The 25,873-nt window shown below is 66.6% G+C and carries 22 protein-coding genes and 1 other RNA gene; 20 read left to right on the top strand and 3 right to left on the bottom strand.

Annotation, left to right across the window (positions count from 1 at the left end; translation table 11 throughout):
- Positions 1-51 precede the first annotated feature (51 nt).
- Genes WA983_RS03690 through WA983_RS03680 form a run of 3 tightly spaced genes read left to right on the top strand, consistent with a single transcriptional unit; the run spans position 52 to position 2,402 of the window.
- Positions 52-1,071, top strand: a complete 1,020-nt coding sequence (locus WA983_RS03690) for a zinc-binding dehydrogenase (RefSeq protein ID WP_424252100.1) — start codon at positions 52-54, stop codon at positions 1,069-1,071.
- 14 nt (positions 1,072-1,085) lie between these two features.
- Positions 1,086-1,847, top strand: a complete 762-nt coding sequence (locus WA983_RS03685; protein ID WP_424252098.1) for an SDR family NAD(P)-dependent oxidoreductase — start codon at positions 1,086-1,088, stop codon at positions 1,845-1,847.
- Positions 1,848-1,901: 54 nt separating this feature from the next.
- On the top strand, positions 1,902-2,402 hold the full coding sequence (locus WA983_RS03680; protein WP_424252096.1) for an Lrp/AsnC family transcriptional regulator: 501 nt from the start codon (positions 1,902-1,904) through the stop codon (positions 2,400-2,402).
- A gap of 60 nt (positions 2,403-2,462) precedes the next feature.
- Here the strand turns inward: WA983_RS03680 and WA983_RS03675 are convergent, their stop codons facing one another.
- Positions 2,463-2,735: an SWIB/MDM2 domain-containing protein gene (locus WA983_RS03675; RefSeq protein ID WP_424252094.1), complete on the bottom strand. Its 273-nt coding sequence runs from the start codon at positions 2,733-2,735 to the stop codon at positions 2,463-2,465.
- Positions 2,736-2,865: 130 nt separating this feature from the next.
- On the opposite strand from WA983_RS03675, the gene pyrC reads away from it, so the two are divergent.
- Positions 2,866-3,948 carry a dihydroorotase gene (gene pyrC, locus WA983_RS03670; RefSeq protein WP_424252119.1) on the top strand — a complete coding sequence of 361 codons (1,083 nt, stop codon included), beginning with the start codon at positions 2,866-2,868 and terminating at the stop codon, positions 3,946-3,948.
- On the opposite strand, the gene WA983_RS03665 is transcribed toward pyrC, so the two are convergent.
- The gene (locus WA983_RS03665) at positions 3,945-5,798 is read right to left on the bottom strand and encodes an ATP-binding cassette domain-containing protein (protein WP_424311611.1); all 1,854 of its coding nucleotides are present in this window, start codon (positions 5,796-5,798) and stop codon (positions 3,945-3,947) included. The genes pyrC and WA983_RS03665 overlap by 4 nt on opposite strands.
- A gap of 167 nt (positions 5,799-5,965) precedes the next feature.
- Between WA983_RS03665 and rnpB the strand changes: the two genes are divergently transcribed.
- The 5 genes from rnpB to WA983_RS03640 all read left to right on the top strand — a co-directional run bounded on the left by rnpB (position 5,966) and on the right by WA983_RS03640 (position 10,322).
- Positions 5,966-6,369: RNase P RNA component class A (gene rnpB, locus WA983_RS03660), an RNA gene on the top strand.
- Between the two features lie 143 nt (positions 6,370-6,512).
- Entirely contained in the window at positions 6,513-7,340 is an 828-nt protein-coding gene (locus WA983_RS03655; RefSeq protein ID WP_424311610.1) for an ABC transporter ATP-binding protein, read from the top strand.
- On the top strand, positions 7,321-8,028 hold the full coding sequence (locus tag WA983_RS03650) for an ABC transporter ATP-binding protein (RefSeq protein ID WP_424252089.1): 708 nt from the start codon (positions 7,321-7,323) through the stop codon (positions 8,026-8,028). Before WA983_RS03655 ends, WA983_RS03650 begins: the two co-directional genes overlap by 20 nt.
- 4 nt (positions 8,029-8,032) lie before the next feature.
- Positions 8,033-9,106 (top strand): branched-chain amino acid ABC transporter permease, encoded by a 1,074-nt coding sequence (locus WA983_RS03645; RefSeq protein WP_424252087.1) that lies wholly within the window; start codon positions 8,033-8,035, stop codon positions 9,104-9,106.
- A 10-nt stretch (positions 9,107-9,116) separates the two neighbouring features.
- Positions 9,117-10,322, top strand: coding sequence for a branched-chain amino acid ABC transporter permease (locus tag WA983_RS03640; RefSeq protein ID WP_424252085.1), 1,206 nt, complete (start codon positions 9,117-9,119; stop codon positions 10,320-10,322).
- A gap of 105 nt (positions 10,323-10,427) precedes the next feature.
- Here the strand turns inward: WA983_RS03640 and WA983_RS03635 are convergent, their stop codons facing one another.
- Positions 10,428-11,777: an ABC transporter substrate-binding protein gene (locus tag WA983_RS03635; protein ID WP_424311609.1), complete on the bottom strand. Its 1,350-nt coding sequence runs from the start codon at positions 11,775-11,777 to the stop codon at positions 10,428-10,430.
- A 471-nt stretch (positions 11,778-12,248) separates the two neighbouring features.
- Between WA983_RS03635 and mraZ the strand changes: the two genes are divergently transcribed.
- Genes mraZ through WA983_RS03580 form a run of 11 tightly spaced genes read left to right on the top strand, consistent with a single transcriptional unit; the run spans position 12,249 to position 25,863 of the window.
- The gene (gene mraZ, locus WA983_RS03630) at positions 12,249-12,677 is read left to right on the top strand and encodes a division/cell wall cluster transcriptional repressor MraZ (RefSeq protein ID WP_424252081.1); all 429 of its coding nucleotides are present in this window, start codon (positions 12,249-12,251) and stop codon (positions 12,675-12,677) included.
- Between the two features lie 8 nt (positions 12,678-12,685).
- Positions 12,686-13,744 (top strand): 16S rRNA (cytosine(1402)-N(4))-methyltransferase RsmH, encoded by a 1,059-nt coding sequence (gene rsmH, locus WA983_RS03625; protein ID WP_424252079.1) that lies wholly within the window; start codon positions 12,686-12,688, stop codon positions 13,742-13,744.
- Positions 13,741-14,031, top strand: a complete 291-nt coding sequence (ftsL, locus tag WA983_RS03620) for a cell division protein FtsL (RefSeq protein ID WP_424252077.1) — start codon at positions 13,741-13,743, stop codon at positions 14,029-14,031. The genes rsmH and ftsL overlap by 4 nt, the downstream gene beginning before the upstream one ends.
- Positions 14,028-15,764 carry a peptidoglycan D,D-transpeptidase FtsI family protein gene (locus WA983_RS03615; RefSeq protein WP_424252075.1) on the top strand — a complete coding sequence of 579 codons (1,737 nt, stop codon included), beginning with the start codon at positions 14,028-14,030 and terminating at the stop codon, positions 15,762-15,764. Before ftsL ends, WA983_RS03615 begins: the two co-directional genes overlap by 4 nt.
- Positions 15,761-18,547: a bifunctional UDP-N-acetylmuramoyl-L-alanyl-D-glutamate--2,6-diaminopimelate ligase MurE/UDP-N-acetylmuramoyl-tripeptide--D-alanyl-D-alanine ligase MurF gene (gene murF, locus WA983_RS03610; RefSeq protein ID WP_424252073.1), complete on the top strand. Its 2,787-nt coding sequence runs from the start codon at positions 15,761-15,763 to the stop codon at positions 18,545-18,547. Before WA983_RS03615 ends, murF begins: the two co-directional genes overlap by 4 nt.
- Positions 18,537-19,709, top strand: coding sequence for a phospho-N-acetylmuramoyl-pentapeptide-transferase (gene mraY, locus WA983_RS03605; RefSeq protein ID WP_424252071.1), 1,173 nt, complete (start codon positions 18,537-18,539; stop codon positions 19,707-19,709). The genes murF and mraY overlap by 11 nt, the downstream gene beginning before the upstream one ends.
- Positions 19,706-21,244, top strand: coding sequence for a UDP-N-acetylmuramoyl-L-alanine--D-glutamate ligase (murD, locus tag WA983_RS03600; protein ID WP_424311608.1), 1,539 nt, complete (start codon positions 19,706-19,708; stop codon positions 21,242-21,244). Before mraY ends, murD begins: the two co-directional genes overlap by 4 nt.
- Complete coding sequence (ftsW, locus tag WA983_RS03595) at positions 21,244-22,452, top strand: putative lipid II flippase FtsW (RefSeq protein WP_424249338.1); 1,209 nt, start codon at positions 21,244-21,246, stop codon at positions 22,450-22,452. The genes murD and ftsW overlap by 1 nt, the downstream gene beginning before the upstream one ends.
- Positions 22,449-23,522, top strand: a complete 1,074-nt coding sequence (murG, locus tag WA983_RS03590) for an undecaprenyldiphospho-muramoylpentapeptide beta-N-acetylglucosaminyltransferase (protein WP_424249336.1) — start codon at positions 22,449-22,451, stop codon at positions 23,520-23,522. Before ftsW ends, murG begins: the two co-directional genes overlap by 4 nt.
- A complete protein-coding gene (murC, locus tag WA983_RS03585; RefSeq protein WP_424249334.1) occupies positions 23,519-24,925 on the top strand; it encodes a UDP-N-acetylmuramate--L-alanine ligase in 1,407 nt (468 codons plus the stop codon). The genes murG and murC overlap by 4 nt, the downstream gene beginning before the upstream one ends.
- Entirely contained in the window at positions 24,922-25,863 is a 942-nt protein-coding gene (locus tag WA983_RS03580; protein WP_424249333.1) for a D-alanine--D-alanine ligase, read from the top strand. The genes murC and WA983_RS03580 overlap by 4 nt, the downstream gene beginning before the upstream one ends.
- Positions 25,864-25,873 lie beyond the last annotated feature (10 nt).

The raw sequence follows: 25,873 nt of genomic DNA, 5'->3' as shown, positions 1-25,873 counted from the left end.
GCAGCGCGCCCGCTTACTCACTCACTTCATCATCCTATTAGGTTGCCACCCATGAAAGCACAAGTCATCCGCGCCCATGGCGCCATCGACCAGATCACCTACGAACAGGATTGGCCGACGCCCCAGCCCGAAAAGGGCCAGGTGGTGATCCGCGTGGGAGCCTGCTCCCTGAATTACCACGATCTCTTTACCTTGAAAGGCATGCCGGGCATTACGGTGCCGATGCCCATCATCATGGGGATCGACATGGCCGGGACGGTCGCAGCGGTCGGCCCGGATTGCGGTGCCTGGAAAGAAGGCGACCGTGTGCTGGTGGACCCCTTGGCGCGGGAGCGCTACAGCCTCATGGGCGAAACGGTGGATGGCGGCCTGGCCGAATTCTGCAAGGTGCCTGCGGATCAACTGATCGCCCTGCCCGACGAGGTGGGTTTTGATCAGGCGGCCGCGCTGCCGGTGGCTTACGGCACGGCCTATCGCATGATGGTCACCCGTGGCGGCATGGCGCTGGACGGCAGCCAGGCGGGCCGCAAGGTCTTCATCCTGGGCGCTTCGGGCGGGGTCGGAACCTGCTGTGTGCAGTTGGCCAAACTCAGTGGCGCCGAGGTCATCGTGGCCGCGTCCAGTCAGTCCAAGCTCGACGGCCTGAAGGCGCTGGGTGCGGACCACGGCATCAACTACCGGGACGAAGACTTCATGAAGGCCTTGCACGGCATCGCCGGCAAGCCCCGTATCTGGGGCGAGGGCGGGGTCGATACCATCGTCAATTTCACGGGCGGTGATACCTGGGTGCCGTCCATCAAGAGTTTGCGCAAGGGCGGCAGCCTCCTGACCTGCGGGGCGACCGCAGGCTTCGACCCGAAGACCGATATGCGCTACATCTGGACCTTTGAACTGAACATCCTGGGCTCGAACGGCTGGATGCGCGAGGATCTGCACGCCCTGCTGGATCTGGTGCGGCAGAGGCGCTTGAATCCTCCGGTCGATATGCGCTTTTCCCTGGAAGACGCGCCCAAGGCGTTCAAGATGCTGGAAGACCGCGAAGCCTTCGGCAAACTCATCATCGTGCCGTAAAAGGGAACAGGACCGTGACTCGACTGGAAAACAAGGTTGCGCTGGTGACGGGTGCCAGCCAGGGTATCGGCCTGGCCGTCGCCCGCAAGCTGGCGGCCCAAGGGGCGTTCGTCGTGATTCAGGGCAATCGATCCATGCAGGCGGCCGACGATGCGGTGCGTGGCATCGAGTCGCAAGGTGGCCGGGCGGCGGCCTTGCAGGCCGATCTTGCCCAGGAGGACGGTCCGGCGCAGTTATGTGAACGGCTCGATGCCTTGCTGCGAGATCGACTGGGATGTCCGGACCTGGACATTCTGGTCAATAATGCAGGGGTGCTCAAGCGCGAGCCCATCGAAGCGGTCACGCCGGCGCAGTTCGATCTCACGCTGAACGTGAATCTGAAGGCGCCTTTTTTCCTGATCCAGGGGCTTTTGCCTCGCTTGAGGGATCAGGGCCGCATCATCAATGTCTCGTCGTTGGGGACGCGTGTCGCATTCCCGGCCATGGCGGCTTATGCGCCGGCCAAGGCCGGCCTCGAGGCGCTGACCCGGTTGCTGGCGGCTCAACTCGGGCCGCGCGGCATCACGGTGAATACCGTGTCTCCCGGCCTGACGGAGACCGGGATGAATCCTCAGCTTGCCACCTCGGAGGCCGGGCGGCAGGCGGTCGCGAGCATTGCCTTGGGGCGTTTGGGGCAGCCGGACGACATTGCTGGCGTCATCGCGTTTTTGGCCGGGGAGGACGCACGGTGGGTGACGGCGCAGTGCATCGAGGTCAGCGGAGGCCAGCGTATTTGATGTGTGCTCCATGCCCGGGAGACCCCCGGTGCCATGGACTGGAGGAATATGTCATTGGACGAGATCGATCGCCACATCCTGGCGGTCTTGCAAGAAGATGCCGACCTGGCTGTGACCGAAGTGGCGGCCAGGGTCGGCTTGTCCAGCACGCCTTGCTGGAAGCGCATCCAGAAGCTGAAGGAGGATGGCATCATCCAGAAGCAGGTCGTGCTGTGTGATCCCGAACGCCTGGACTTGAATACGACGGTGTTCGTGAAGATCTCCACGAATCACCATAATGAAGCCTGGTTGCAGCAGTTTGCCCAGGCCGTTCGGGATATCCCCGAAATCATCGAGGTCTACCGGATGGGCGGCGATGTCGACTACCTGTTGCGTGTCGTCGTCCGGGATATCCAGGGATACGATGCCGTCTACAAGAAACTGATCCAGGGGTGCGAACTGCACGACGTGAGTGCCAGTTTTGCCATGGAACGGATCAAGTATTCGACGGCGCTACCCTTGGACTTGCTCGCCGAGCCGTCGGCGCGCTCGCGCGCTGAGCGCAAGCACAAGTGACTGCGTCCGCCCGGAGGCCGAATGGATCGGCCCCGAGAGCGTACATGCCTTGGGGCCGGCTTACTTCAGATGCTGGCTGACCAGTTTGGTCAGTTCGAACATCGACACCTGGTCCTTGCCGAACAGGGGGCGCAGCTTGGCATCTGCATTGATGTTGCGGCGGTTCGCGGGATCCTGGAGATCGTGCTTCTTGATATAGTCCCAGATGCGCTTGGTGACTTCGGTGCGGGGCACGGCTTCGTTGCCGATCACGGCCGCCAGGGTGGCGCTGGGCGTCAGGGGCTTCATGAATGCCGCATTGGGTTTGCGACCGGCTTTTTCGGTGGTTGCCATGTATGCAGGCTCCTACAGTGTTAAGTGAATAGCCCTCGCAGCATAACGCGTGTTTCCTTGAAAGACAAAACAGGATTGTCAGACTGTGTCACAGACTTCTACCCATGCCTCCCCTGATCTCGCCGCGTCCATGGCCGCTGTCACGCCCGCTCGCATCCGCCTGACACGGCCCGACGACTGGCACCTGCATCTGCGCGATGGTGCGGTGCTGCACAGCGTGGTGCTGGATTCCGCGCAGCAGTTCGGGCGGGCCATCGTCATGCCCAATCTGAAGCCTCCGGTACTGACGACCGAAGATGCGCGCGCCTATCGCGAGCGCATCCTGGCGGCCCTGCTGCAGGCCAGTGAGCAGGCGGGCGCGCAGGTGCCGGCCTTCGATCCCCTGATGACGCTGTATCTGACGGACCGGACTTCGCCCGACGAGATCCGCCGGGCGCGTGACAGCGGCTTCGTGTACGGGGTGAAGCTCTATCCGGCCGGGGCGACGACCCACTCGGACGCAGGCGTGACGGACCTGCTGGGTCAGTGCCAGGCGACGCTGGCGGCCATGCAGGACTGCGGCATGCCGCTGCTGGTCCACGGAGAGGTCACGGATCCGGCGGTCGATGTGTTCGACCGCGAGGCGGTTTTCATCGAACGGGTCATGCAGCCCCTGCGGCGCGCTTTTCCTGAACTGAAGGTGGTGTTCGAGCACCTGACGACGGCGGACGGTGCCGCCTACGTCACGCAGGCCGAGGGACCCATCGCGGCCACGCTGACGCCGCAGCACCTGCTGTACAACCGCAACGCCTTGTTCAAGGGCGGGCTGCGGCCCCATTGGTATTGCCTGCCGGTCCTGAAGCGGGAAACCCACCGCCTGGCCTTGCTGGAGGCGGCCACCAGCGGCAATCCGCGCTTTTTCCTGGGGACGGACAGTGCCCCGCATCCGCGCGGCGCCAAAGAGCAGGATTGCGGCTGTGCGGGCTGCTATACGGCCCGCCATGCCATGGCCTTGTACGCAACGGCATTCGAGTCCGTCGGCCGCCTGGATCGGCTGGAGGCCTTCGCCAGCCTGAACGGCCCGGCGTTCTACGGTCTGGCGCCCAATTCCGGCACCCTGACCCTGGAGCGGGTCGCGAATCCCATTCCCCAGGAACTGCCGCTGGGCGACGACGTGATCGTGCCCCTGGCGGCGGGGGAGTCCTTGGCTTGGAGAATTGAAGCCGCAGCTTAATCGCCGCGCTTTTCCTCCAGCAGGGTCCAGCGCTCGAACAGGGCTTCCAGTTGGCTGTCCAGTTCGCCCAGGGCTTGCTGGACGCGCTGCGCCTCGTCGGTCCCCTGGCTGTACAGATCGGGGTCGGACAGGCGTGCCGCCAGGGCGGCCTGCTCTGACTCCAGCGCAGAGATCCGGTCGGGCAGTGCGGACAGTTCTTCGGCCTCCCAGGGCGCCAGGCGGTTCTTGCGTGGCTTGTCGGCGGGCTCGGCCGGGGCCGGTGCAGACGCCGTTTGTGCCTTCGAGCCCTCCGGCACATCGGAGCGGTCCGGAGCGGATGGTCGTCCGGCGCGCGGCGCGGTTTCCGGCGTGGCGGGTCGGGGCCGCTGGGCCTCCCAGTCGTCATAGCCCCCCACGTATTCCTGCCAGTGGCCGTCGTCCTCGGCGGCGATGGTCTGCGTGACCACGTTGTCCAGGAAGCTGCGGTCGTGGCTGACCAGCAGCACGGTGCCCTGATAGTCCTGCAGAAGGCCTTCCAGCAGTTCCAGGGTGTCTATATCCAGATCGTTGGTGGGCTCGTCCAGCACCAGCACGTTGTGCGGCTGGGCGAACATGCGCGCCAGCGCCAGGCGGGCGCGTTCGCCCCCCGACAGGCTGGACACCGGGGAATGGGCGCGTGCGGCGGGGAACAGGAAGTCCTCCAGGTAGCTCATGACGTGCTTGCGCTGACCGCCGATTTCCACCCATTCGCTGCCCGGGCTGATGGTGTCGGCCAGGGTGGCGGATTCGTCGAGCCGGTCGCGCATCTGATCGAAATAGCCGATCGACAGATTGGTGCCCAGGCGCACGCTGCCCTGCAGCGGTTGCAGCTCGCCCAGCAGGATGCGCAGCAGCGTCGTCTTGCCGGCGCCGTTGGGACCGATCAGGCCGATGCGGTCGCCGCGCTGGATCAAAGTGCTGAAATCGCGGATCAGGGTGCGGTCGCCATAACCGTGGGTGACGTTCGACAATTCGGCGACGAGTTTGCCGGAACGCTGGCCGTCGGCCAGGGAAAAGCGTACCTGGCCCTGCTGGTCGCGCCGTTCGGCGCGGTCGCGGCGCAGGGCTTCCAGACGGCGGACCCGGCCTTCGTTGCGGGTGCGGCGCGCCTCGACGCCCTTGCGTATCCAGACCTCTTCCTGGGACAGCAGCTTGTCGAAGCGGGCGTTGGCCTGCTGTTCGGCGTCCAGCCACTGGGCCTTGCGGGCTTGCCAGGCGGAAAAATTGCCGGGGAAACTGAGCAGGCGTCCCCGGTCGAGTTCGACGATCCGGGTGGCGACGGCATCCAGGAAACGCCGATCATGGGTGATCAGCACCACTGCCGCGCGCGTGGCGCGCAGCAGGTCCTCCAGCCAGGCGATGCCCGTGAAGTCCAGGTGGTTGGTCGGTTCGTCGAGCAGCAGCAGGTCGGGCTCCTGGACCAGGGCGTGGGCCAGGGCCACACGCTTGCGCGTGCCGCCGGACAGCCCGCGGATGGGCAGATCGGGACTGAGACCCAGCGCGTCGATCAGCGCTCCGGCGCGGGACGCGCGCTGCCAGTCCTCCGTGGCCAGCAGGTCGCCGGACAGATAGTCGAGGATGGTTTCGTCCTCGGGCAGATCGGGTTCCTGTTCGACGGTGGCGATGCGCAGGCCGCCGCGCCGCCGGATTTCGCCGTCGTCGAGGCGGGTGCGGCCATCCAGGACGCGCAGCAGGGACGATTTGCCCGCGCCGTTGCGGCCGATCAGGCCGATGCGTTCGCCGGCCAGCAGGTTCAGGTCGGCATGGTCGAGCAGGGGATGGTGGCCGTAGGCGAGCTGGGCCTGGGCGAGGGCGAGCAGGGTGTCGGACATGAGGCAGGCGGCGGTGAGGCGGTCGCTGGCCCTGGCGGTGCGCCGGGGCCAAAGGGGTATTGTCGCAGTTTGGGCGGGGGTGTGTCGCAGCGCCCGGAATCCGCAGTGGCGCCCGGCGCGGGAGGAGGGCCGGGGGCAGTGCCCGGGCTGTCGTACAATGCCGTCGCGGGGCAGATCGGGCGATCGCGGTGCCGTCAGGCATCGAGGAAGGTCCGGACTCCATCGGGCGCGATAGCGGCTAACGGCCGTCCGGCAATCCCTTCGGGGAAAGCCGAGGACCAGGGCCACAGAGACGAGTCTGCCGCGAGGGCGTGCCGCAAGGCGCGCACCGGTACGGCCATCTCCGTACTGTCCGTCCGGCTCGTCCGGGCGGGTCGCGGCAGGGTGAAACGCGGCAACCTCTATCGGGAGCAACATCAAATAGGCATGCGCCGGCTTCGTGCCGACAGGGCGGCCCGCCCGAGCATGCGGGTAGATGGCTAGAGCGGGCCAGCAATGGTCCGCCCAGAGGAATGATCGCCCGCCGGGGCAACCCGGCGTACAGAATCCGGCCTATAGATCTGTTCCGCTTTTTTCTTATAGGGATGTTGCGCATTCGGTCATCGTGGCGCGTGTGCTACCCTGAATCACCATTTCGAACCGACGACTTGCCGCGTGGATACGCGGGGGTACGCCGGCCGGATTCCCGTCGTGGAAATCCAGCAGGAGGCATCGGTGGCAGATTCGACAGCATCCCTGTCGGAAACGGATGTCGGCCAGCGGCATCCGCTGCTCGAAGTTCGTGATCTGACGAAAAATTTCGGCGGCCTGAGGGCCGTGGATCATTGTTCCTTTCAGGTGGAACGCGGCACCATCACCGGTCTGATCGGCCCCAACGGCGCCGGCAAGACCACGGTGTTCAACCTCATGACCGGCTTCATTCCCCCCGATTCGGGGCGGATTCTGCTGGACGGGCAGGACATCGGCCATCTGCGTCCGGATCAGGTGTTTGCCCGCGGGCTGTGCCGCACATTCCAGATTCCCCGCGAACACGGCACCATGAGCGTCCTGGAAAACCTCATGCTGGTGCCGCCCGGGCAATCGGGAGAGCACTGGTGGAACGCGCTGCTGCGTCCGGGCCGGGTGCGGATCGAGGAAGCCCGCCATCTGGCCAAGGCGCGGGAGGTCCTGGAATACCTGCAGCTCACTCACGTCCGCCACGAATACGCGGCCAACCTGTCGGGTGGGCAGAAGAAGCTGCTGGAAATGGGCCGCATGCTGATGGCGGACCCGCAGATCATTTTGCTGGACGAGCCGGCAGCCGGGGTCAACCGCACGCTGCTGCAAAGCATCGTGCGGAACATCCAGGCCCTGTCGCGCGAGCGCGGGATCACTTTCCTGCTGATCGAGCACGACATGAACATGGTCATGAGCCTGTGCGACCCGGTCATCGTCATGAGCGAAGGGCGCAAGCTGGCCGAAGGCGCGCCCGATGCCGTGCGCAACGACCAGGCAGTGCTGGAGGCCTACCTGGGAGGGCAATATGCCGCTGCTGCAGGTTGACGCCGTCACGGCGGGCTATGGCGACACCGAAATCCTGCGCGCCGTATCCCTTCGGATCGAGGCCGACGAGGTCGTTGCCATCATCGGTCCCAATGGGGCGGGCAAGTCCACGCTGATGAAGACGATCTTCGGCTTGCTGCATCCGCACCAGGGTGCGATCACCTTCGACGGTCACGACATCACGCATCAGGCGCCGCACCGCATCGTCCGCCTGGGCATGTGCTATGTGCCGCAGGTGGCCAATGTCTTCACCGCGCTGACGGTCGAGGAAAATCTGGAGATGGGCGCTTTCCCGATGGGCAAGGTCGATCTGTCGGAGAACAAGGAACGGGTCTATTCGATGTTTCCCAAGCTGCGCCAGCGTCGCCGCCAGTTGGCGGGCAAGATGTCCGGCGGCGAGCGGCAGATGGTCGCGATGGGCAGCGCCCTGATGATGAATCCCAGGTTGCTGCTGCTGGACGAGCCCACGGCCGCCTTGTCCCCGAAGCTCGTGGATGAGATCTTCGAGCGCATCGCCCGGATCAATGACAGCGGCGTGGGCATCCTGATGGTCGAGCAGAACGCCCGGCAATCCCTTGGGATGGCCCATCGCGGCTATGTGCTGGCCAATGGCGAAAACCGGCATGAAGGCACGGGCCGGGATCTGCTCGATGACCCGAATGTCGGGCGCCTCTATCTCGGAGGATGATGCGATGAACGAGTCGGCGCAGCCTGCGGCGGACGCCGCATCCCCGGATGTTTCGGCCGTCGAGGCGGTCGATGCCCGCGATGCCGGCGGCGCGCGCAGCAGCCGCTTCGTCGGCGGGGTGCTGCTGCTGGTGCTGGTCGGCATGTGGGTCGCCGGCTGGCTCTCGGGCACCAGCGCCGAGGATATGCTGTCCCTGACCGCCTGGGGGGTGATGCTGGGCGGCATCATTGCGCTGGGCGGCATCGGCCTGACCCTGTGCTACGGCGTTCTGAAATTTCCGAATTTCGCCCACGGAGAATTCCTGACCCTGGGGGCCTACGTGACCTACGGCATGGTGCTCGTCCTGCCGCAGTCCGATCCCATCTGGCGATTTTCCTTTGGCTGGGAACTCGTCGTCGGCCTGCTGCTGGCGGCGGCGGTCACTGCCGTCGTGGCGATCGTGATCGACCGGCTGTTGTACCGGCCGCTGCGCCGGTACCAGTCGCCGCTCGTGCTGCTGGCCATGGCCTCGCTGGGCATGGAATTCCTGCTGCGGGGCATCGTGTATCTGATCTGGGGATCGGACTTCCATTTCTACTATTCGGGGCGTTCCAATCCGGCGTTGTACCTGCCCTTCGGCCTGCGTCTGCAGGCGGACCAGCTTTTCGTCTTCGCCCTGGCCCTCGTCCTGGTGGCGCTGCTGTACTGGATGCTGACTCGCACGCGCATCGGCAAGGCCATGCGCGCGACGGCCGACAATCCCGATCTGGCCCAGGTGCGCGGCATCGACACCGAGCAGGTCGTCGCCTGGACCTGGGCCATCGGCGCGGGGTTGGCCGCCATCGGTGGCGTCATGTATGGGCTGGCGTCGCAGATGCGCCCGGACATGGGGTTCGTCCTGCTGCTGCCTCTGTTCGCGGCGGTGATCATGGGCGGAATCGGCAGCGCCTGGGGGGCGCTGGTCGGCTCCATCATCATCGGGATCGCCATGCAGTTGACGTCCGCCTTCCTGAATCCGGCCTATGGACCGGCAGTCGCCTTCGTGCTGATGGTGCTGGTGCTGTTGATGCGGCCCCAGGGGCTGTTCGCCCAGCGTTAGGAGCTATGCCATGGACGCTTTGCTTCTGCTCAAAGCCTGCTTCCTGCTGGTCCCCGCTTTTCTGCTGGGGTGCCTGCTGTTTTCACGTCGACGCTGGCGCACGCGCCTGCCGGCCGCCCTGATCCTGGGGGGCGTGCTGGCCTTCGGGGTCGCGGGCCTGATGCCCGGCATCATGGATTACCTGGTGTCCTTCAGCATCATGGCGATCATCTACTCGATCCTGTCGCTGGGGCTGAACGCGCAGTGGGGCTACAACGGCCACCTGAACTTCGGTGTGGCAGGATTCTTTGCCGTGGGGGCGTTCACCATGGCCCTGTTCGTCACCTCGCCGCCTTCCGGCCTGATGGCGGCCTATGCCCAGCAGTGGTTCGGCCTGAACGCGCCCTATCTGCTCGGGGTGGTGGCCGCCGGCATCATGGCGGGCGTCGTGGCCTGGCTGATCGCCCAGCCCATCCTGCATCTGCGGGCGGATTTCCTGGCGATCGCCACGCTGGGGATCGCCGAGATCATCCGGCTCATTTTCCAGAACGAGCGCTGGCTGGCCAACGGGCCCCAGCCCATGTCGGGCATCCCGCAGCCCCTGTCCTGTGTGTTTGACAGCGCAGGGTGCAGTTGGCTGCCGGAGGCCCTGCATGCCGCCTTGTCCGCCATGCAGCCCAGGGACTACAGCTATCTGTACCTGGTGATCGTCACGCTCGCGCTGGCCCTGGTGTACGTCGTGCTGGAAGCCATGGTGCGCTCGCCCTGGGGGCGCGCGCTGCGCGCCGTCCGTGACGAGGAAGACTCGGCCGCCATGAGCGGCAAGCACGTCAAGTCCCTGCGCGTGCAGTCCTTCGTGCTGGGTGCCGTGGTCATCGGCGTGGCCGGAGCCCTGTATGCGCCGTATATGGTGACGATCGACTACAGTCACTTCAAGCCTTTGTTCGCCACTTTTCTGGTCTGGGTCATGCTGATGCTGGGGGGCAGTGGCAACAACAAGGGCGCTATCCTGGGCGCTTTCGTGATCTGGGCCGTCTGGAGCGGCACGGGCTTCGTCACGGATTACCTGCAGGTTGCCCTGCAGGGCATCGCCCCCGACGTGGCCTCGCGGATGTCCTTCCTGCGCTGGGCCTTTGTGGGGCTGCTGCTGGCGCTGATCGTGCTGTATCGTCCGCAGGGCATCCTGCCCGAGAAGAAGCGGGTCTCCCGCTTTCTGGACCAGGAGCCTGAGGATTGAGGGCGCCTGGCGTCCGGCGCCACCGCCGATGGGCGTACCGCTCTCGGGCGCATGATGTGACAAAGGCCACGTGAACGTGGCCTTTGTCGTTGCGGCGGCGGAGAATCAACTGGCAGGAATGTCCTTGGCGGCGACCATCTTGACCGTTTCGATCTGGTCCCCGGCGTACTTCCAGATATTGACGGGAGTGATGACGTCGCCGTTCTTGTCGAAGTCGCACGGGCCGGCGACCCCGTTGTAGTTGATCTTCTTCTTGTCCTTCAGCGCTTTGAGCATGGCGGTGACGCGGTCCTGATCGCCGCCGTCGATCATTTCGCCCGGCGGGTTGGCGACCTTGCGCAGTTCGTCGCGCAGCATGACGCCCGTGATCTTTGCCACGTCGGTGGCCCCGCCGGCCACGATGGCCGCCATGGCCAGCCCCGCGACCATCCCGGCGTCGTACGAGCAGGTGGTGAAGGGCGGGAAGTGATCGTATTTGTAGGTGGACAGGTAGGTCTTGGCGAAGTCTTTGTAGGACTGCGTGGTGGTGTCCTCGCCGGGGGCCGTGCCGTAGCGGCCGTCCATGTCCTTGCCGCCGACCTCCTTGATGATGTCGATGCTGGCGTTGCCATCGGTGAACTGCCAGTTCGTGAAGTTGAAGGTGTCGCGGGATTCCTTGCAGATGGCGATGGTGTGCGCCGGGTAGCTGACGATCAGCAGCAGATCGGGTTTGTCCTTCAGCGCCTGGGACAGCATGGACTTGTAGGTGGGCTGAACTTCCTCGGGGTGCGGGACTTCGGCCAGGACGGTGCCGCCGCGCTTTTTGAAGGCTGCGGCGAAGGCGTTGGACAGGCCTTGCCCGTAGGGGTTGTTGATGTAGATGGTGGCGACGCGCTTGAACTTGTAGTTCGGGTCGATTTCGCCGTTGACGAATTGAGCGGCCACCACGCCTTGCATGGCGTCGGATGCACTGGTGCGAAACAGCAGATCGGCCTTGGCGTCGGCGGGCAGCACGCTGACCAGCGGCGAGGTGGTGCCGTTGCCGATCTGCAGCACGCCTGCCGGGATGGTGACCGAGGTCGCCACGGCGACCGTGACGCCGCTGGACCAGCCGTTGATGATGACCGGCGTGTGCTGGGTGTCGATCATCTGACGGGCGGCCTGGACGCCGACCGTCGGCAGGGTCGCGCTGTCGGCCGTGACGTGGTGGGCGATGAGGGGGCCGCCGAAGACTTCCTTGGCAGCGGTGTTGATCTGGTCGACGGCAAGCCGCACGGCATCGCGGTAATAGGGACCGAATTCGGCTGCGGAACCCGTCATGGGCAAGACCTGTCCCAGGTTGATGGCGGGCGGGGCGCTTGCAGCCAACGCGCGATGCAGCGGCAGGACGCCACCGAGCATCAGGACGCCGCCCGTGGCCCCGACGGATTGGAGGAAATGGCGGCGTGATTGGGGGGGATGGTTCTGATCCGACATGTAGAGATCTCCTTTCTGGTGACTGACGAGACGGCAGACAAACGCAAAAAATGCCCCCACGCGCGCCCTGCGGGCTTGCTGCCCCCCGAGGGGGCGCATTTTGTCTTGGGACGGCCCGGCGACAAAAAGGCTCGGATGCTTTCGAGTCTGCCACCCGGGAGTACCAACGCTGCAGCCCGGAGTGGTGGAATTTCATTACATCGGCTGGACCCGGGCGTGTCAATCGGGAATTGGTGCAGGTTGAGCAGTGCAGGGCGGCATCCGCAAAGGCCCTGACCTGACAAAGGACTTTCAGTTTAGTTTGCAATGCATTGATTTTTCAGGTCTTTATTTATCAATTAATTATTAAAAATAGTTGTAAGTGCTTGTTGTCATTGAAGAAATTTCAATTTTTGCCTTGACCGGCACCGATCCATCCCGTAGAGTGGGGCAAAGTAGATTTTTGTGTCATGAAGTGGGAGAAAAACCCTCGTGTTTCAAGGAAGCAGCGCGCTCACGCTGGATGCCAAGGGCCGGATGTCCATTCCGGCTCGGCATCGTGACGTCCTGCTGGCCGACGAACAGGGGCGTCTGACTCTGACGCGGCATCCTGACGGTTGCCTGATGCTGTATCCCCGTTCCATCTGGGAAGAAAAGCGCAAGCAGATTGCGTCGCTGACGGCTGCGGCGCGGCCCTTGCAGCGCCTGTTGCTGGGCAACGCCCAGGATGTGGACATGGACGGGGCGGGCCGCATTCTGGTGGCTCCCGAATTGCGCGCAGCGGCCGGCCTGGGCAAGGACGTCATGCTGCTGGGACTGGGGTCGAATTTTGAATTGTGGGATCGCGCCCAATGGGAGGCGCGTTGCATGACGGACGTGGGCAACCTCGATCCGGCCATCCTTGAACAGATCTCTTTCTGAGCCCGTACATGGCGTATTCCCATCGCACCGTTCTGCTGGAACCGGCTATCGACGCGTTGTTGAGTCCCGCGTTCGGTCGTCGGTCGGCGGTGCCGGCGGCGGAAGCCCCGCCGCTGGACGGGGTGTACGTGGATGGGACATTCGGGCGCGGCGGACATAGTCGCCTGCTGCTGAGCCGGCTGGCCCCGCAGGCGCGGCTGCTGGTGTTCGACAAGGACCCGATGGCGATTGCCGAGGCGCAGGCGCTGCGCGCCGCTGACGCCCGGGTCGAGATCGCCCACGATGGTTTCGCGACGCTGGATGCACAACTCGACCGCCTGGGCATCGATCAGGTGGACGGCGTGCTGCTGGACCTGGGCGTGTCTTCACCCCAGATCGACGAGGCGGAACGTGGATTCTCGTTCATGCGGGATGGCCCGCTGGACATGCGCATGGACACCAGCCGTGGACAGACGGCGGCTCAATGGCTGGCCGAGGCCGACCAGGAACAGATCAAGGAGGTCATCGCAGATTATGGCGAAGAACGGTTTGCTTTTCAGATTGCAAAGGCGATTGTTGCGCGCCGCCAATCCGGGCCGCTGTGCACCACGGGCGAACTTGCCCAGCTCGTCGCCGGTACCGTCCGTACGCGCGAAAAGGGTCAACACCCGGCAACCCGCACCTTTCAAGCTATACGGATTCACATCAATGAAGAGCTCGCGCAGCTCGCGCACGCCCTCCCGGCAGCGCTGACCCGTTTGCGCGCGCGAGGCCGCCTGGCCGTGATCAGCTTCCATTCGCTGGAAGATCGCATGGTCAAGCAGTGTCTTGCCGCTGCCGCCCACCCGGGGCGGGAACAGGCGCGGTTGCCGATTCCCGAGCGGGACATGCCGCAGCCCTACGTCACTCTGCTGGGCCGTGTTCAGGCGGACGAGGCCGAGGTGGCCGACAATGTCCGCTCGCGCTCTGCCGTGCTGCGAGTGGCTGAACGCACCGATGTGCCCTTGTCGCTGAGCGAGGCCATGGGCTTCGTCCGCCTGCCGGGCCGCAAGGCCGCGCCGCGCCGGGCGGGGAGGGCGGGGCGATGATACGCGTGAACCTGTTTCTGGCGCTGCTGCTGATGGCCTCGGCGATTTCGCTGGTCACGGTGCGTTTCCAGACGCGCGAGCTGTTCGTGGCGTCCGAGCGGCTCAGGGCCCACGCCCACGAACTGGATGAAGAATGGCGCCGCTTGCAGCTCGAGCGGGCGGAACTGGCCCGTAACGCCCGCATCGACTCGCTGGCGCGTGCGGACCTGCATCTGGTGTCGGTGACGCCGGATCGCACGATTTATCTGCAGCAGCCGGCTCCCGCCGCGCAGGGAGCGCCGAAATGAAGCGCTTCGGTTTCCACGAAAGCCCCGTGCTGGCCAGCCGCCCGGCCTTCTGGCGCGCGCGGCTGGTGGTGATCGTGCTCATGCTGGGCTTTGCCGCGCTGGCGGCCAAGGCGCTGAACCTGCAGATCCTGTCCAACGAATTCCTGCAACGCCAGGGCGAGCGCCGCTACGAGCGCACCCTGGTCCTGCAGGCCTCGCGCGGCAAAGTCCTGGATCGCAGTGGCTCGGTGGTGCTGGCTTCCAGCGTGCCGGCCAGGGCCATCTGGGCGATCCCCGAGGATTTTCACAAGGCCACCGATGCCCAGGTCGCCGAACTGGCGCGCCTGCTGGACATCAAGCCGGCCGAACTGCGCCGGCGCACCCAGGACGAGGACAAGACTTTCGTCTACCTGCAGCGGCAGGTGGCCGCCGACACGGCAAAGGCCATCCAGCAACTGAAGATCCCCGGGGTCCAGCAATTGGCCGAGACGCGCCGCGTCTATCCCGAAGGCGAGGTCATGGCGCACATCGTCGGCTTCACCAATATCGAGGATCGCGGCATCGAGGGCATCGAGCTGGCGTTCAACGACCGCCTCTCGGGCCAGCCGGGCTCCCGGCGTGTGATCCGGGACCGGCTGGGCCGCGTGGTCGAGGACGTCCAGGCTGTAGTGCCGCCGGTCGATGGCCAGAACCTGCAACTGTCCATCGATGCCGGCATCCAGTTCGACACGTACACGGCCCTCAAGGCCGCCATGAAGGAACATCAGGCGCGGGCGGCGGCGGCCATTGTGCTGGACGCCCGTTCGGGCGAGATCCTGGCGATGGTCAATCTGCCGTCCTACGATCCCAACGACAACACCCAACGCACGGGCGATGCGCTGCGTAACCGCGTCGTCACCGACACATTCGAGCCCGGCTCCATCATGAAGCCGTTCACGGCCGCGCTGGCTCTGGACGAGGGCAAGATCACGACCCGCACGCAGTTCGACACGGGCAACGGCCGCTACAGCTATCAGGGTGCCGTGATTTCCGACGTCAGCCGCAATGGCGTGCTGGATGTGGGCGGCGTCATCCGGCGTTCCAGCAATATCGGCATGACGATGATTTCCGAGAAACTGACGTCCCAGTCGATGTGGGAGAAATTCTCGGCATTGGGCTTCGGGCGCGCGCCTCAGACGCATTTCCCCGGCATGGCTTCGGGGCGTCTGCGGCCCTGGCAGCGCTGGCGGCCGATCGAGCGCGCCACCATGGCCTACGGCTACGGGCTGTCCGTGTCCCTGCTGCAGGTCGCACACGCCTACACCGTCTTCGCCCGTAACGGCGACATGGTGTCGCTGTCCCTGCTGCGCCGCGAAGGCCAGCCCACCAGCGTGCAGGTCTACTCGCCCCAGATCGCCTTGCTGATGCGAGGCATGCTGGAGGCCGCCGCCGGTCCCGATGGCGCCAAGCTCGCCCAGGTCCAGGGCTACCGGATCGCCGGCAAGAGCGGTACGGCGCGCAAGATCGTCAACGGCCAATACAGCAAGACCAAATATCGTGGGTCCTTCGTGGGTCTGGCTCCGGTGTCCGACCCGCGCATCGTCGTGGCCGTCTCCATCGATGAGCCCGGCGCCGGGGGGTATTATGGCGGCCGCGTGGCCGCGCCCGTTTTTTCCGACATCGTTTCAAGCACCCTGCGCCGGCTCGGCGTGCGGCCGGACGCGCCCGTGGATGCCCTCGTGGCCGCAGCAGAGCAGGGGGGACGCACTCAATGATCCTATTAGACATTATGGCCTGGCTGGACGAGCGGGTCGATCGCAAAGCAGACCTCTGCCTGGATTCGCGTCAGGTGCGGCCGGGCGATGTGTTTTTCGCCTGTCCCGGGATTGCTTCGGACGGCCGTGCCTTCATGGAAGCCGCCGTGGCCGCCGGCGCGGCCGCCATCGTCCGACAGGCGGGCGGCGATCATCCTTCGCCCGCCGCCGTGCCGGTCCTGGAGGTCGAGGGTCTGGCCGCTTTGCTGGGCGAGGTCGCCCACCTGTGGTACGGCCGGCCCTCCGACGCCTTGACCGTGATCGCCGTGACAGGCACCAACGGCAAGACGTCCACCACGCAGTGGATCGCGGCGGCGCTGAATGCCGAGGACATGCCCTGCGGCACGGTCGGGACGTTGGGTGTGACGCTGGCTGACGGCAGCAACCTGGGCGGCGCGCTGACCACACCGGATGTGCTGACGCTGCATCGCAGCCTGGCCGCCATCGTGCGCGCGGGCGGCGTGGCTGCCGCCATCGAGGCATCTTCCATCGGGATCGAGCAGGGTCGCCTGGACGGGGTCAGCATCCAGGTTGCGGGCTTCACCAACCTGACCCGCGACCACCTGGATTATCACGGCACGGAAGCGCGCTACAAACAGGCAAAGTTCGCTCTGTTCGCGCGTCCGGGCCTGCGTGGCGCCGTCATCAACGCCGACGACGCGGCGGGGCGGGAACTGCTGGCAGGCGCGGCGCCGTCCGGCCACCGGGTGGGCTACGGCCTGCAGCGCGACGTTGCGGCGGCCTTCCGGGCCGAGGACATCCAGCACGGTGCCAATGGGTTGGTCTTCAATCTGGTGGTGCCCGACGGCAGCGCCCAGATCCTGACCCATCTGGTCGGGGAGCACAATATTTCCAATCTGCTGCTGGTGGCCGGAGTGCTGCGCGAACTGGGCTGGGGATTGAGCCGCATTGCGCGCGCCCTGGCCGTGCTGCATCCCGTGCCGGGTCGTCTGCAAGTGGTCACGGCACTGGGCGGCGCCAGTTCGGCGCGGCCCCAGCCGCTGGTGGTGGTGGATTATGCGCATACGCCGGACGCGCTGGAACGGGTGTTGACGGCCTTGCGGCCGCTGGCCCGGAATCGCGGCGGCCGCCTGCGCTGCGTGTTCGGCTGCGGCGGCGACCGGGATGCCGGAAAACGCCCCCTGATGGGCGCCGTGGCGGCCCGGCTGGCCGACCAGATCGTGGTCACCACCGACAATCCGCGCACCGAATCGCCCGAGGCCATCATCGAACAGATCGTGGCGGGCATGCCGAACCGTCCGGACGTGCGAACGGATCGGGCCGACGCCATTCTGGAAGGCATCTGGGGGGCGGGTGATCGGGACGTGGTGCTGCTGGCCGGCAAGGGTCACGAGACCTACCAGGAAGTCCACCATGTGCGCAGCCCCTTCGACGACCGCGAATGGGCGCGCTTTGCGCTGACCTGGCAACAGGGCGCAGAACTGTCCACCGACACCCGTGCGCTGCCGGCCGGTGCCCTGTTTCTGGCACTGGAAGGCGAACGCTACGACGGTCATGATTATCTGGACACGGCAGCCCGGGCCGGTGCGCGCGCGGCCATCGTCGCCCGCCGTGTGCCGGACGCCGGTCTGCCACAGATCGTGCTGGGCGACACCCGCCTGGCCCTGCGGCGCGCAGCCACGGCCTGGCGGCGTCAGTTCCACATGCCGGTCATCGCGGTCACCGGCAGCAACGGCAAGACCACGACCAAGGAAATGATCAGTGCCATCCTGGCGGCCTGGTGCGGCGAGGAAGGCCGTCTGGCGACGCGCGGCAATCTGAACAATGACATCGGCCTGCCGTTGACGGTGCTGCGTCTGCGTCCGGCGCATCGCGCCGCCGTGCTGGAACTGGGCATGAACCATCCGGGAGAAATCCCCGTGCTGGCAGCCATCGCCCAGTCCACCGTGGCGCTGGTCAACAATGCGCAGCGCGAGCACCAGGAATTCATGAACACGGTCGAAGCCGTGGCGCGCGAGAACGGCGCCGTGCTGCAGGCCCTGCCCGCCGATGGCGTGGCGGTGTTCCCGGCCGACGAGGACTACACCGGGCTGTGGCAGGAACTGGCCGGCAACCGACGGACGCGGCGCTTCGGCTTTGCCGACACGGCCGACGCGCATGCCTCGCAGATCCGGGCCGGGACGGCGCAGACGGAGTTCCGCCTGCATCTGGGCGCGGAAACGGTCCCGGTCATCCTGCACGCCCCGGGACGCCACAATCTGCGCAATGCCCTGGCAGCGGCAGCCTGCGCCTGGGCGGCCGGTGCGCCTGCAGCCGCCATTGCCGCCGGTCTGGCGGTCTTCGCGCCGGTGGGCGGGCGGATGCAGCCTCGGCCGATGGCCGATGGCTTTCAGTTGATCGACGACAGCTACAACGCCAATCCGGATTCCGTGCGCGCCGCCATCGACGTGCTGGCTGGTCTGGACGGCCGGCGCATCCTGGTGCTGGGCGACATGGCCGAAGTGGGCGACCAGGGGCCGGCCATGCATGCCGAGGTCGGCGCCTACGCCCGGCAGTGCGGCGTGGATGCGCTCCTGACGCTGGGGCCGGCGGCCCGCGGGGCCGCGCAGGCTTTTGGCCCGCAGGCCCAGGCTTTCGACGCCTTTGACGAGCTGCTGCCGCACCTGCTGGCGGCGCGCCCGGGTCACATCCTGGTCAAGGGTTCGCGCAGCATGCGCATGGAGCGTGTGGTGCAGGCACTCGATACGGACGCATCCGTGGGGGGGGGCGATCATGCTGCTTGAATTGGCGCGCTGGCTGTCCGACGCCCATTTCCGCGCCTTCGGCGTGGTGGAATACATCACCTTCCGCGCGCTGCTGGCTTGCGCTACGGCACTGGCCATCGGCCTGCTGGCCGGCCCCTGGTTGATCCGCCGCCTGACGGCGCTGAAGATCGGCCAGGCGGTGCGCAGCTACGGCCCGCAGACGCACCTGCAGAAAAATGGCACGCCCACCATGGGCGGTGCGCTGATCCTGATCGGCATCGGCATCAGCACTCTGCTGTGGGCTGACTGGACCAACCGCTTCGTCTGGGTGGTGCTGCTGGTGACCTTCGGCTTTGGCTGGATCGGCTGGGCCGACGACTACCGCAAGGTCGTGCACCACGACCCCGAGGGCATGCCGGCGCGGCAGAAGTTCTTCTGGCAGGCGCTGATCGGTGCCGTGGCGGCCGTCTATCTCAGCTTTGCCGTGTCGGTGCCTGCCAATACGGAACTCTGGCCCTTGTTCCGCGAATGGGTCCTGAGCGGCTTCACCATGCCGCTGCCGGCCCGTGCCGACCTGATCGTGCCTTTCTTCAAGACCGTCAGCTATCCGCTGGGCGTGTTCGGCTTTGGCGCCTTGACCTGGCTGGTGATCGTGGGCACCAGCAATGCCGTCAACCTGACCGACGGCCTGGACGGCCTGGCCATCATGCCCACCGTGATGATCGGTTCGGCCCTGGGCATCTTCGCCTACGTGGTCGGACGGGTGGACTATTCCAAGTACCTGCTGTTCCCCTATATTCCGGGCGCCTCCGAACTGATGGTGATCTGCGCGGCCATTGCCGGCGCGGGTCTGGCCTTCCTGTGGTTCAACACCTATCCCGCCCAGGTCTTCATGGGGGACGTGGGCGCCCTGGCGCTGGGCGGCGCGCTGGGCACCATCGCCGTCATCGTGCGCCAGGAGATCGTCCTGTTCATCATGGGCGGGGTGTTCGTGGTCGAGACCCTGTCGGTGATGCTGCAGGTCACCTGGTTCAAATACACCAAGAAGCGCTATGGGGAAGGCCGCCGGATCTTCCGCATGGCCCCGCTGCACCATCATTTCGAGGTGAGCGGCTGGAAAGAAACCCAGGTGGTGGTCCGTTTCTGGATCATCACCATGATGCTGGTCATGATCGGCCTGGCGAGCCTGAAGCTGCGATGACGATCATCTACGACTTCCCCTCCATTCGCCGCGACGGCCTGACCCTGATCCTGGGATTGGGGGAAACCGGTGTGGCGGCGGCGCGCTGGTGCGCTGCGCAAGGCGCCCGCCTGCGGGTGCTGGACACGCGCACGCAGCCGGGCGGGCTGGACGCCCTGAAGGCGGAGGGTGTCGAGGTCGATCTGCGTCTGGGCGCCGGGGCTCTGGCGGTCGAGGCGCTCGACGGCGTTCATACGCTGGTGCTCAGCCCGGGGCTGAATCCCCACGAGGCGCCGGTGGCCGGCTTGCTGGCGGCCGCGCGTGAACGGGGTATCGAAATCCTGGGCGAGATCGAACTGTTCGCCCGCGCCCTGACTGATCTGCGCGCGCAGGGCTACGCGCCCGCGCTGCTGGCGGTGACGGGCACCAACGGCAAGACCACGGTCACCTCGTTGACGCGTCATCTGGTCGAAGCCTGCGGCCGCCGTGTGCGTGCGGCCGGCAATATCGGCCCCGCCGCCCTCGCCAGCCTGAAAGATGCTTTGGAGCAGGGCGAGCTGCCGGAAGTCTGGGTGCTGGAACTGTCCAGCTTCCAGTTGGAAGCCACGACCTCTCTGGCGCCGGATGCAGCGACCGTACTCAACGTCACGCAGGATCACCTGGACTGGCACGGTTCGATGCGGGCCTACGCGGCGGCCAAAGCGCGGCTGCTGGAGATGGCGCGGATCGCCGTCGTCAACCGTGATGATCTGCTGGTGCGGGACATGGTCCGCGACCTGGCTGACGAACGGGTGCGCAGTTTCGGCGCCGATGCGCCTGCCTTGGCGGGGGATTTCGGCCTGTTGACGCAGCAGGGCCTGGCCTGGCTGGCGGCCGCGCCCGAAGTCGAGGCCGATCCGACCGCCCAGACGCCGGCGCGTCGGCGCCGTGCGGCGCGCGAAGAAACCCCCGCCCGGCGCCCCGCCGTGCCCGCGCAGGCGCTGATGCCGGCCGAGGCGCTGCGGATTCAGGGCACCCACAACGCGCTCAACGCGCTGGCGGCGCTGGCCCTGGGCCGCGCCATCGGCCTGGATTGGGCACCGATGCTGCACGCCCTGCGTGACTACCGGGGCGAGGCGCATCGTACGGAATTCGTGCGTGCGATTGCCGGGGTGGATTTCATCGACGACAGCAAGGGCACCAATGTGGGCGCCACGCTGGCCGCCCTGAAAGGGCTGGGCCGGCCGGTGGTGCTGATCGCCGGCGGCCTGGGCAAGGGACAGGATTTTGCGCCCTTGGCGCCGGCCGTGCGCGCCCATGCGCGGGCCGTGCTGCTGATCGGCCAGGACGGCCCGCTGATCGGCCAGGCGCTGGCGGATTGCGGGGTGCCGCTGCGGTCCTGCGTGACGCTGGAAGACGCCGTGGTCCGGGGCCTGGAGCTGGCGCGGCCGGGTGATGCCGTGCTGCTGTCGCCGGCCTGCGCCAGCATGGACATGTTCCGCAACTACGCCCACCGCAGTGCCTGCTTCGTCGAGGCGGTGCGTGAGCTGGCAGCTGAACGAGGGGAGATCGTGTGATGAGCATGCTGGGTTCCCTGAGCGGCGGTGTGAACACGACGGCGCGGTCGGGCCGCACGGCCATGCCCAGCGTGGACGTGGGACTGATCGTGGCGGTCAGCACCCTGGTCCTGTTCGGCCTGCTCATGGTGTATTCGGCCTCGATCGCTCTGGCCGACGGGCCGCGCTACGAAAGCTACGGCCGCTTCTATTTCGTCGGCCGCCATGCCGCCTTCATCGTCATCGGTCTGCTGGCCGCGCTGTTTACCGCCAGCATCCCGATGCGCATCTGGCAGAAGGCCGCCCTGCCGCTGTTTGCCCTGTCGCTGGTCCTGCTGGTGGTGGTGCTGGTGCCCGGAATCGGCCGCGAGGTCAACGGCGCCCGGCGCTGGTTGCCGCTGGGGCCGGTGAATTTTCAGCCTTCCGAGCTGATGAAGGCCGCCATTCTGCTGTACGCAGCCGATTACGTGGTGCGCAAGCAGACTCACTTGCAAGGTTTTGTGCGCGGTTTCGTGCGCGGTTTTACGCCCATGGCGCTGGCGCTCATGCTGGTCGGGGTCCTGCTGTTGCTGGAACCCGATCTGGGCGCTTTCATCGTCATCGGCGCCATCGCAGTGGGCATTCTGTTCATCGGCGGGATCAATCTCAAGCTGTTCACCCTGCTGCTGGGCGGGGTGATGTCCAGTTTCCTGATGCTGATCTGGCTGTCGCCCTGGCGGCGTGAGCGCCTGTTCGTCTACCTGGATCCCTGGAATCCGGACAACGCCTACGGCAGCGCCTACCAGCTGTCTCATTCGCTGATCGCCCTGGGGCGGGGCGAATGGTTCGGCGTCGGCCTGGGCTCCAGCATCGAGAAACTGCATTATCTGCCGGAGGCGCATACCGACTTCATCGTCGCCGTCATTGGCGAAGAACTGGGCCTGGTCGGGGTGCTGTCCCTGATCGCCGTGTTCGTCTACATCGTGATACGCGGCTTCGACATCGCTCGCCAGGCCATGGTGCTGGAGCGGGTCTTCGACGGCCTGGTCGCCCAGGGCGTGGCCCTGTGGATGGGCGTGCAGGCTTTCATCAACGTCGGCGTCTGCCTGGGCCTGCTGCCCACCAAAGGCTTGACCCTGCCGCTGGTCAGCTATGGTGGTTCGGGCATCGTCATGAACCTGGCAGCCATGGCGCTGCTGCTGCGAGTCGATTACGAGACCCGCTGCATGATGCGGGGGAAACGGCGATGAGTGCGCGCACGATCCTCATCATGGCGGGCGGCACGGGCGGGCACATCATGCCGGGGCTGGCCGTGGCCGAAGTCCTGCGCGCCGCCGGCTGGCGGGTGCTGTGGCTGGGCGATCCCGACCGCATGGAAGGCAGGCTGGTGCCGGCGCGCGGCATCGAGCTGCTGCCGCTGCGTTTCGGCGGTGTGCGCGGCAAGGGTGCCGCAGCCTTGCTGAAGCTGCCGTTCACCCTGGGCGCCGCTTGCCTGCGTGCGCGCAAACTGCTGCGCGCCCAGCGCCCCGACGTGGTGCTGGGCATGGGCGGCTATGCAGCTTTCCCGGGCGGCCTGATGGCACGCCTGTCCGGCATCCCGCTGGTCGTACACGAACAGAATGCCATTGCAGGCACTGCCAACCGCGTCCTGGCCCGCTTTGCCCGCCGGGTGCTGTGCGGCTTTCCCGGGGCGCTGCCCAATGCCCTGATGGTGGGCAATCCGGTGCGTGCCGCGTTGGCGGCGACTGCACCTGCGAGCGAGCGCTACGCCGGGCGCCAAGGGCCGCTGCGCCTGCTGGTCGTGGGCGGCAGCCTGGGTGCGGCGCGCCTGAACGAACTGGTGCCCGAGGCCCTGGCGCTGCTGCCGGCGGATGCGCGGCCCCAGGTGCGCCATCAGGCGGGCGAGCGCCACGCCGAGAGCGTGCGCCAGCATTACGAACGCCTGGGTGTGGAGGGCGAGGTCGCGGCCTTTATCGACGACATGGCCGAAGCCCTGGGCTGGGCCGACCTGATCGTCTGCCGGGCGGGTGCGATGACCGTGGCCGAGGTCGCGGCCGTCGGCGTGGCGGCCCTGTTCATCCCGCTGCCGCACGCCATCGATGATCACCAGACGGCCAATGCCCGTTATCTGTCGGAGTGCGGGGGCGGCTGGATGATGCGCCAGGCCGATCTGGACGCAGCCGGCCTGTCGGCCTGGCTGGCCGCCCGTCAACGGCCCGAACTGGCCGCCGTGGCCGCCCATGCCCGCGAACACGCAAGTCTGAACGCCGCGCAGCAGATTGCCGATGCCTGCGTCCATAGTCTGGAGGAATCGGCATGAAGCACCGCATTCGTAATATTCACTTCGTCGGCATCGGCGGCTCGGGCATGAGCGGGATCGCCGAAGTGCTGCTGAACCTGGGTTATTCCATCAGCGGCTCCGACGTCCAGGAAACCGCCGTGACGCGGCGCCTGGCGTCGCTGGGTGCCCGCATCCTGATCGGCCACGCCGCAGAGCACATCCGTGGCGCTGGCGCCCTGGTCACGTCCACCGCCATCCATGCCGACAATCCCGAGGTCCTGGCGGCCCGCGCCGCGCGCATCCCGGTGGTGCCCCGCGCCCTGATGCTGGCCGAACTGATGCGCCTGAAGCGCGGCATCGCCATCGCCGGCACGCACGGCAAGACCACCACCACCAGTCTGGTGGCCAGTGTGCTGGCGGCCGGCGGGCTGGACCCCACCTTCGTCATCGGCGGACGACTGAATGCGGCCGACGCCAATGCGCGGCTGGGCCAGGGCGACTACATCGTGGTCGAGGCCGACGAGTCCGACGCCTCGTTCCTGAATCTGCTGCCGGTGATGGCCATCATCACCAACATCGACCTCGACCACATGGACACCTACGGGCACGACGTGGCGCGTCTCAAGAGCGCCTTCGTCGAGTTCACCCAGCGCCTGCCGTTCTACGGCAGCGCGGTGCTGTGCGTGGACGACGCCAATGTGCGCGAGATCATTCCCTTCGTGTCGCGGCCCGTGACGACGTACGGCATCGATACGCCGGCCCAGGTGCGCGCGCGCGACCTGCGCGCCGAAGGCACCGTCATGTGCTTCGAGGTCGAGCGCCAGGGCGCCCAGGGGGATCTGGCGCCCCTGTCCGTGCGCCTGAATCTGCCGGGCCGGCACAACGTGCTCAATGCGCTGGCCACCATCGCCGTCGCTACCGAACTGGGCGTGCCCGACGAGGTCATCGCCGAGTCGCTGGCGCAGTTTCGCGGCGTGGGCCGGCGCTTTACCCAGATTGGCCGCTTTCCGGTGTCGGCGAAGAACGGCGGCGGCTCGTATGCCGTGGTCGACGACTACGGCCACCATCCGGTCGAGATGGCGGCCACCCTGGCGGCCGCGCGCGGCGCCTGGCCGGACCGCCGCATCGTGCTGGCCTTCCAGCCGCACCGCTACACGCGCACGCGGGACTGTTTCGAGGATTTCGTGCGTGTGTTGAGTTCGGCCGATGCGGTGCTGCTGACCGAGGTCTATCCGGCCGGCGAGGCACCCTTGCTTGCCGCTGACGGGCGCGCGCTGGCGCGCGGCCTGCGGGTGGCCGGCAAGGTCGAGCCGGTGTTCGTCGAGGACGTGACCGATATGGCGACCGCGATCGGGGATTTCGCTCGCGACGGAGACGTCGTGATCATCATGGGGGCCGGTTCCATCAGTCGTGTCCCCGCGCAACTGGGGAGTCCGCTATGAGCCAGGCATTCGGCCGCGTGGGCGTGCTGTACGGCGGCAGTTCCGCCGAGCGTGAAGTGTCGTTGATGTCGGGCACCGGGGTTTGCGCCGCGCTGCGCGAGGAGGGCGTCGACGCCCATCTGTTCGACACTGGGGAACGCAGTCTGGCGGAACTGGCCTCGGCGGGCTTCGACCGCGTCTTCATCGCCCTGCACGGGCGCTACGGCGAGGACGGCACGCTGCAGGGCGCGCTGGAGTTGCTGCGGATTCCCTATACGGGCAGCGGCCCGCTGGCCTCTTGCCTGGCCATGGACAAGATCGCCACCAAGCGCCTGTGGCTGCAGCACGGGCTGCCCACGCCGCGCTTTGCCGAACTGGCATGCGATGCCGACCCGTCGGACCTGGCCCAGACCCTGGGTCTGCCGCTGATCGTCAAGCCGCCGCATGAGGGCTCGACGCTGGGCCTGACCCGGGTCGAATCGGCGGATCAACTGCATGACGCGCAGGCGCTGGCCTGCCGTTTCGACGACCTGGCCCTGGCCGAGCAGTTCATCCGGGGGCGCGAACTGACCGTTCCGGTCCTGGGCTCGGGCTTGCAGGCCCGGGCCTTGCCGGTGATCGAGATCATCGCTCCCCAGGGCAATTACGACTACGAACATAAATACGTGTCCAACGACACCCGCTACCTGTGCCCGGCATCGCTGCCGGACGAATTGACGCGCCGGATTCAGGAGATCGTCGTGCAGGCCTATCGGGTCCTGGGTTGTGAAGGCTGGGGCCGGGCCGACGTGATGCTCGATGAGCAGAACCAGCCCTGGCTGCTGGAAATGAACACCTCGCCGGGCATGACGAGCCATTCGCTCGTGCCCATGGGCGCCAAGGCCGCCGGCATGAGCTACGGCCGGTTGTGTGTGGAAATTCTGTCGACGGCGCGCTGCAAGCTGCGCCAGACAGCCTGAGGGGAGGAAC

Source organism: Castellaniella sp., from assembly GCF_049650445.1.
Classification (GTDB): Bacteria; Pseudomonadota; Gammaproteobacteria; order Burkholderiales; family Burkholderiaceae_B; genus Castellaniella.
This window is presented reverse-complemented; position numbering and strand designations above follow the sequence as displayed.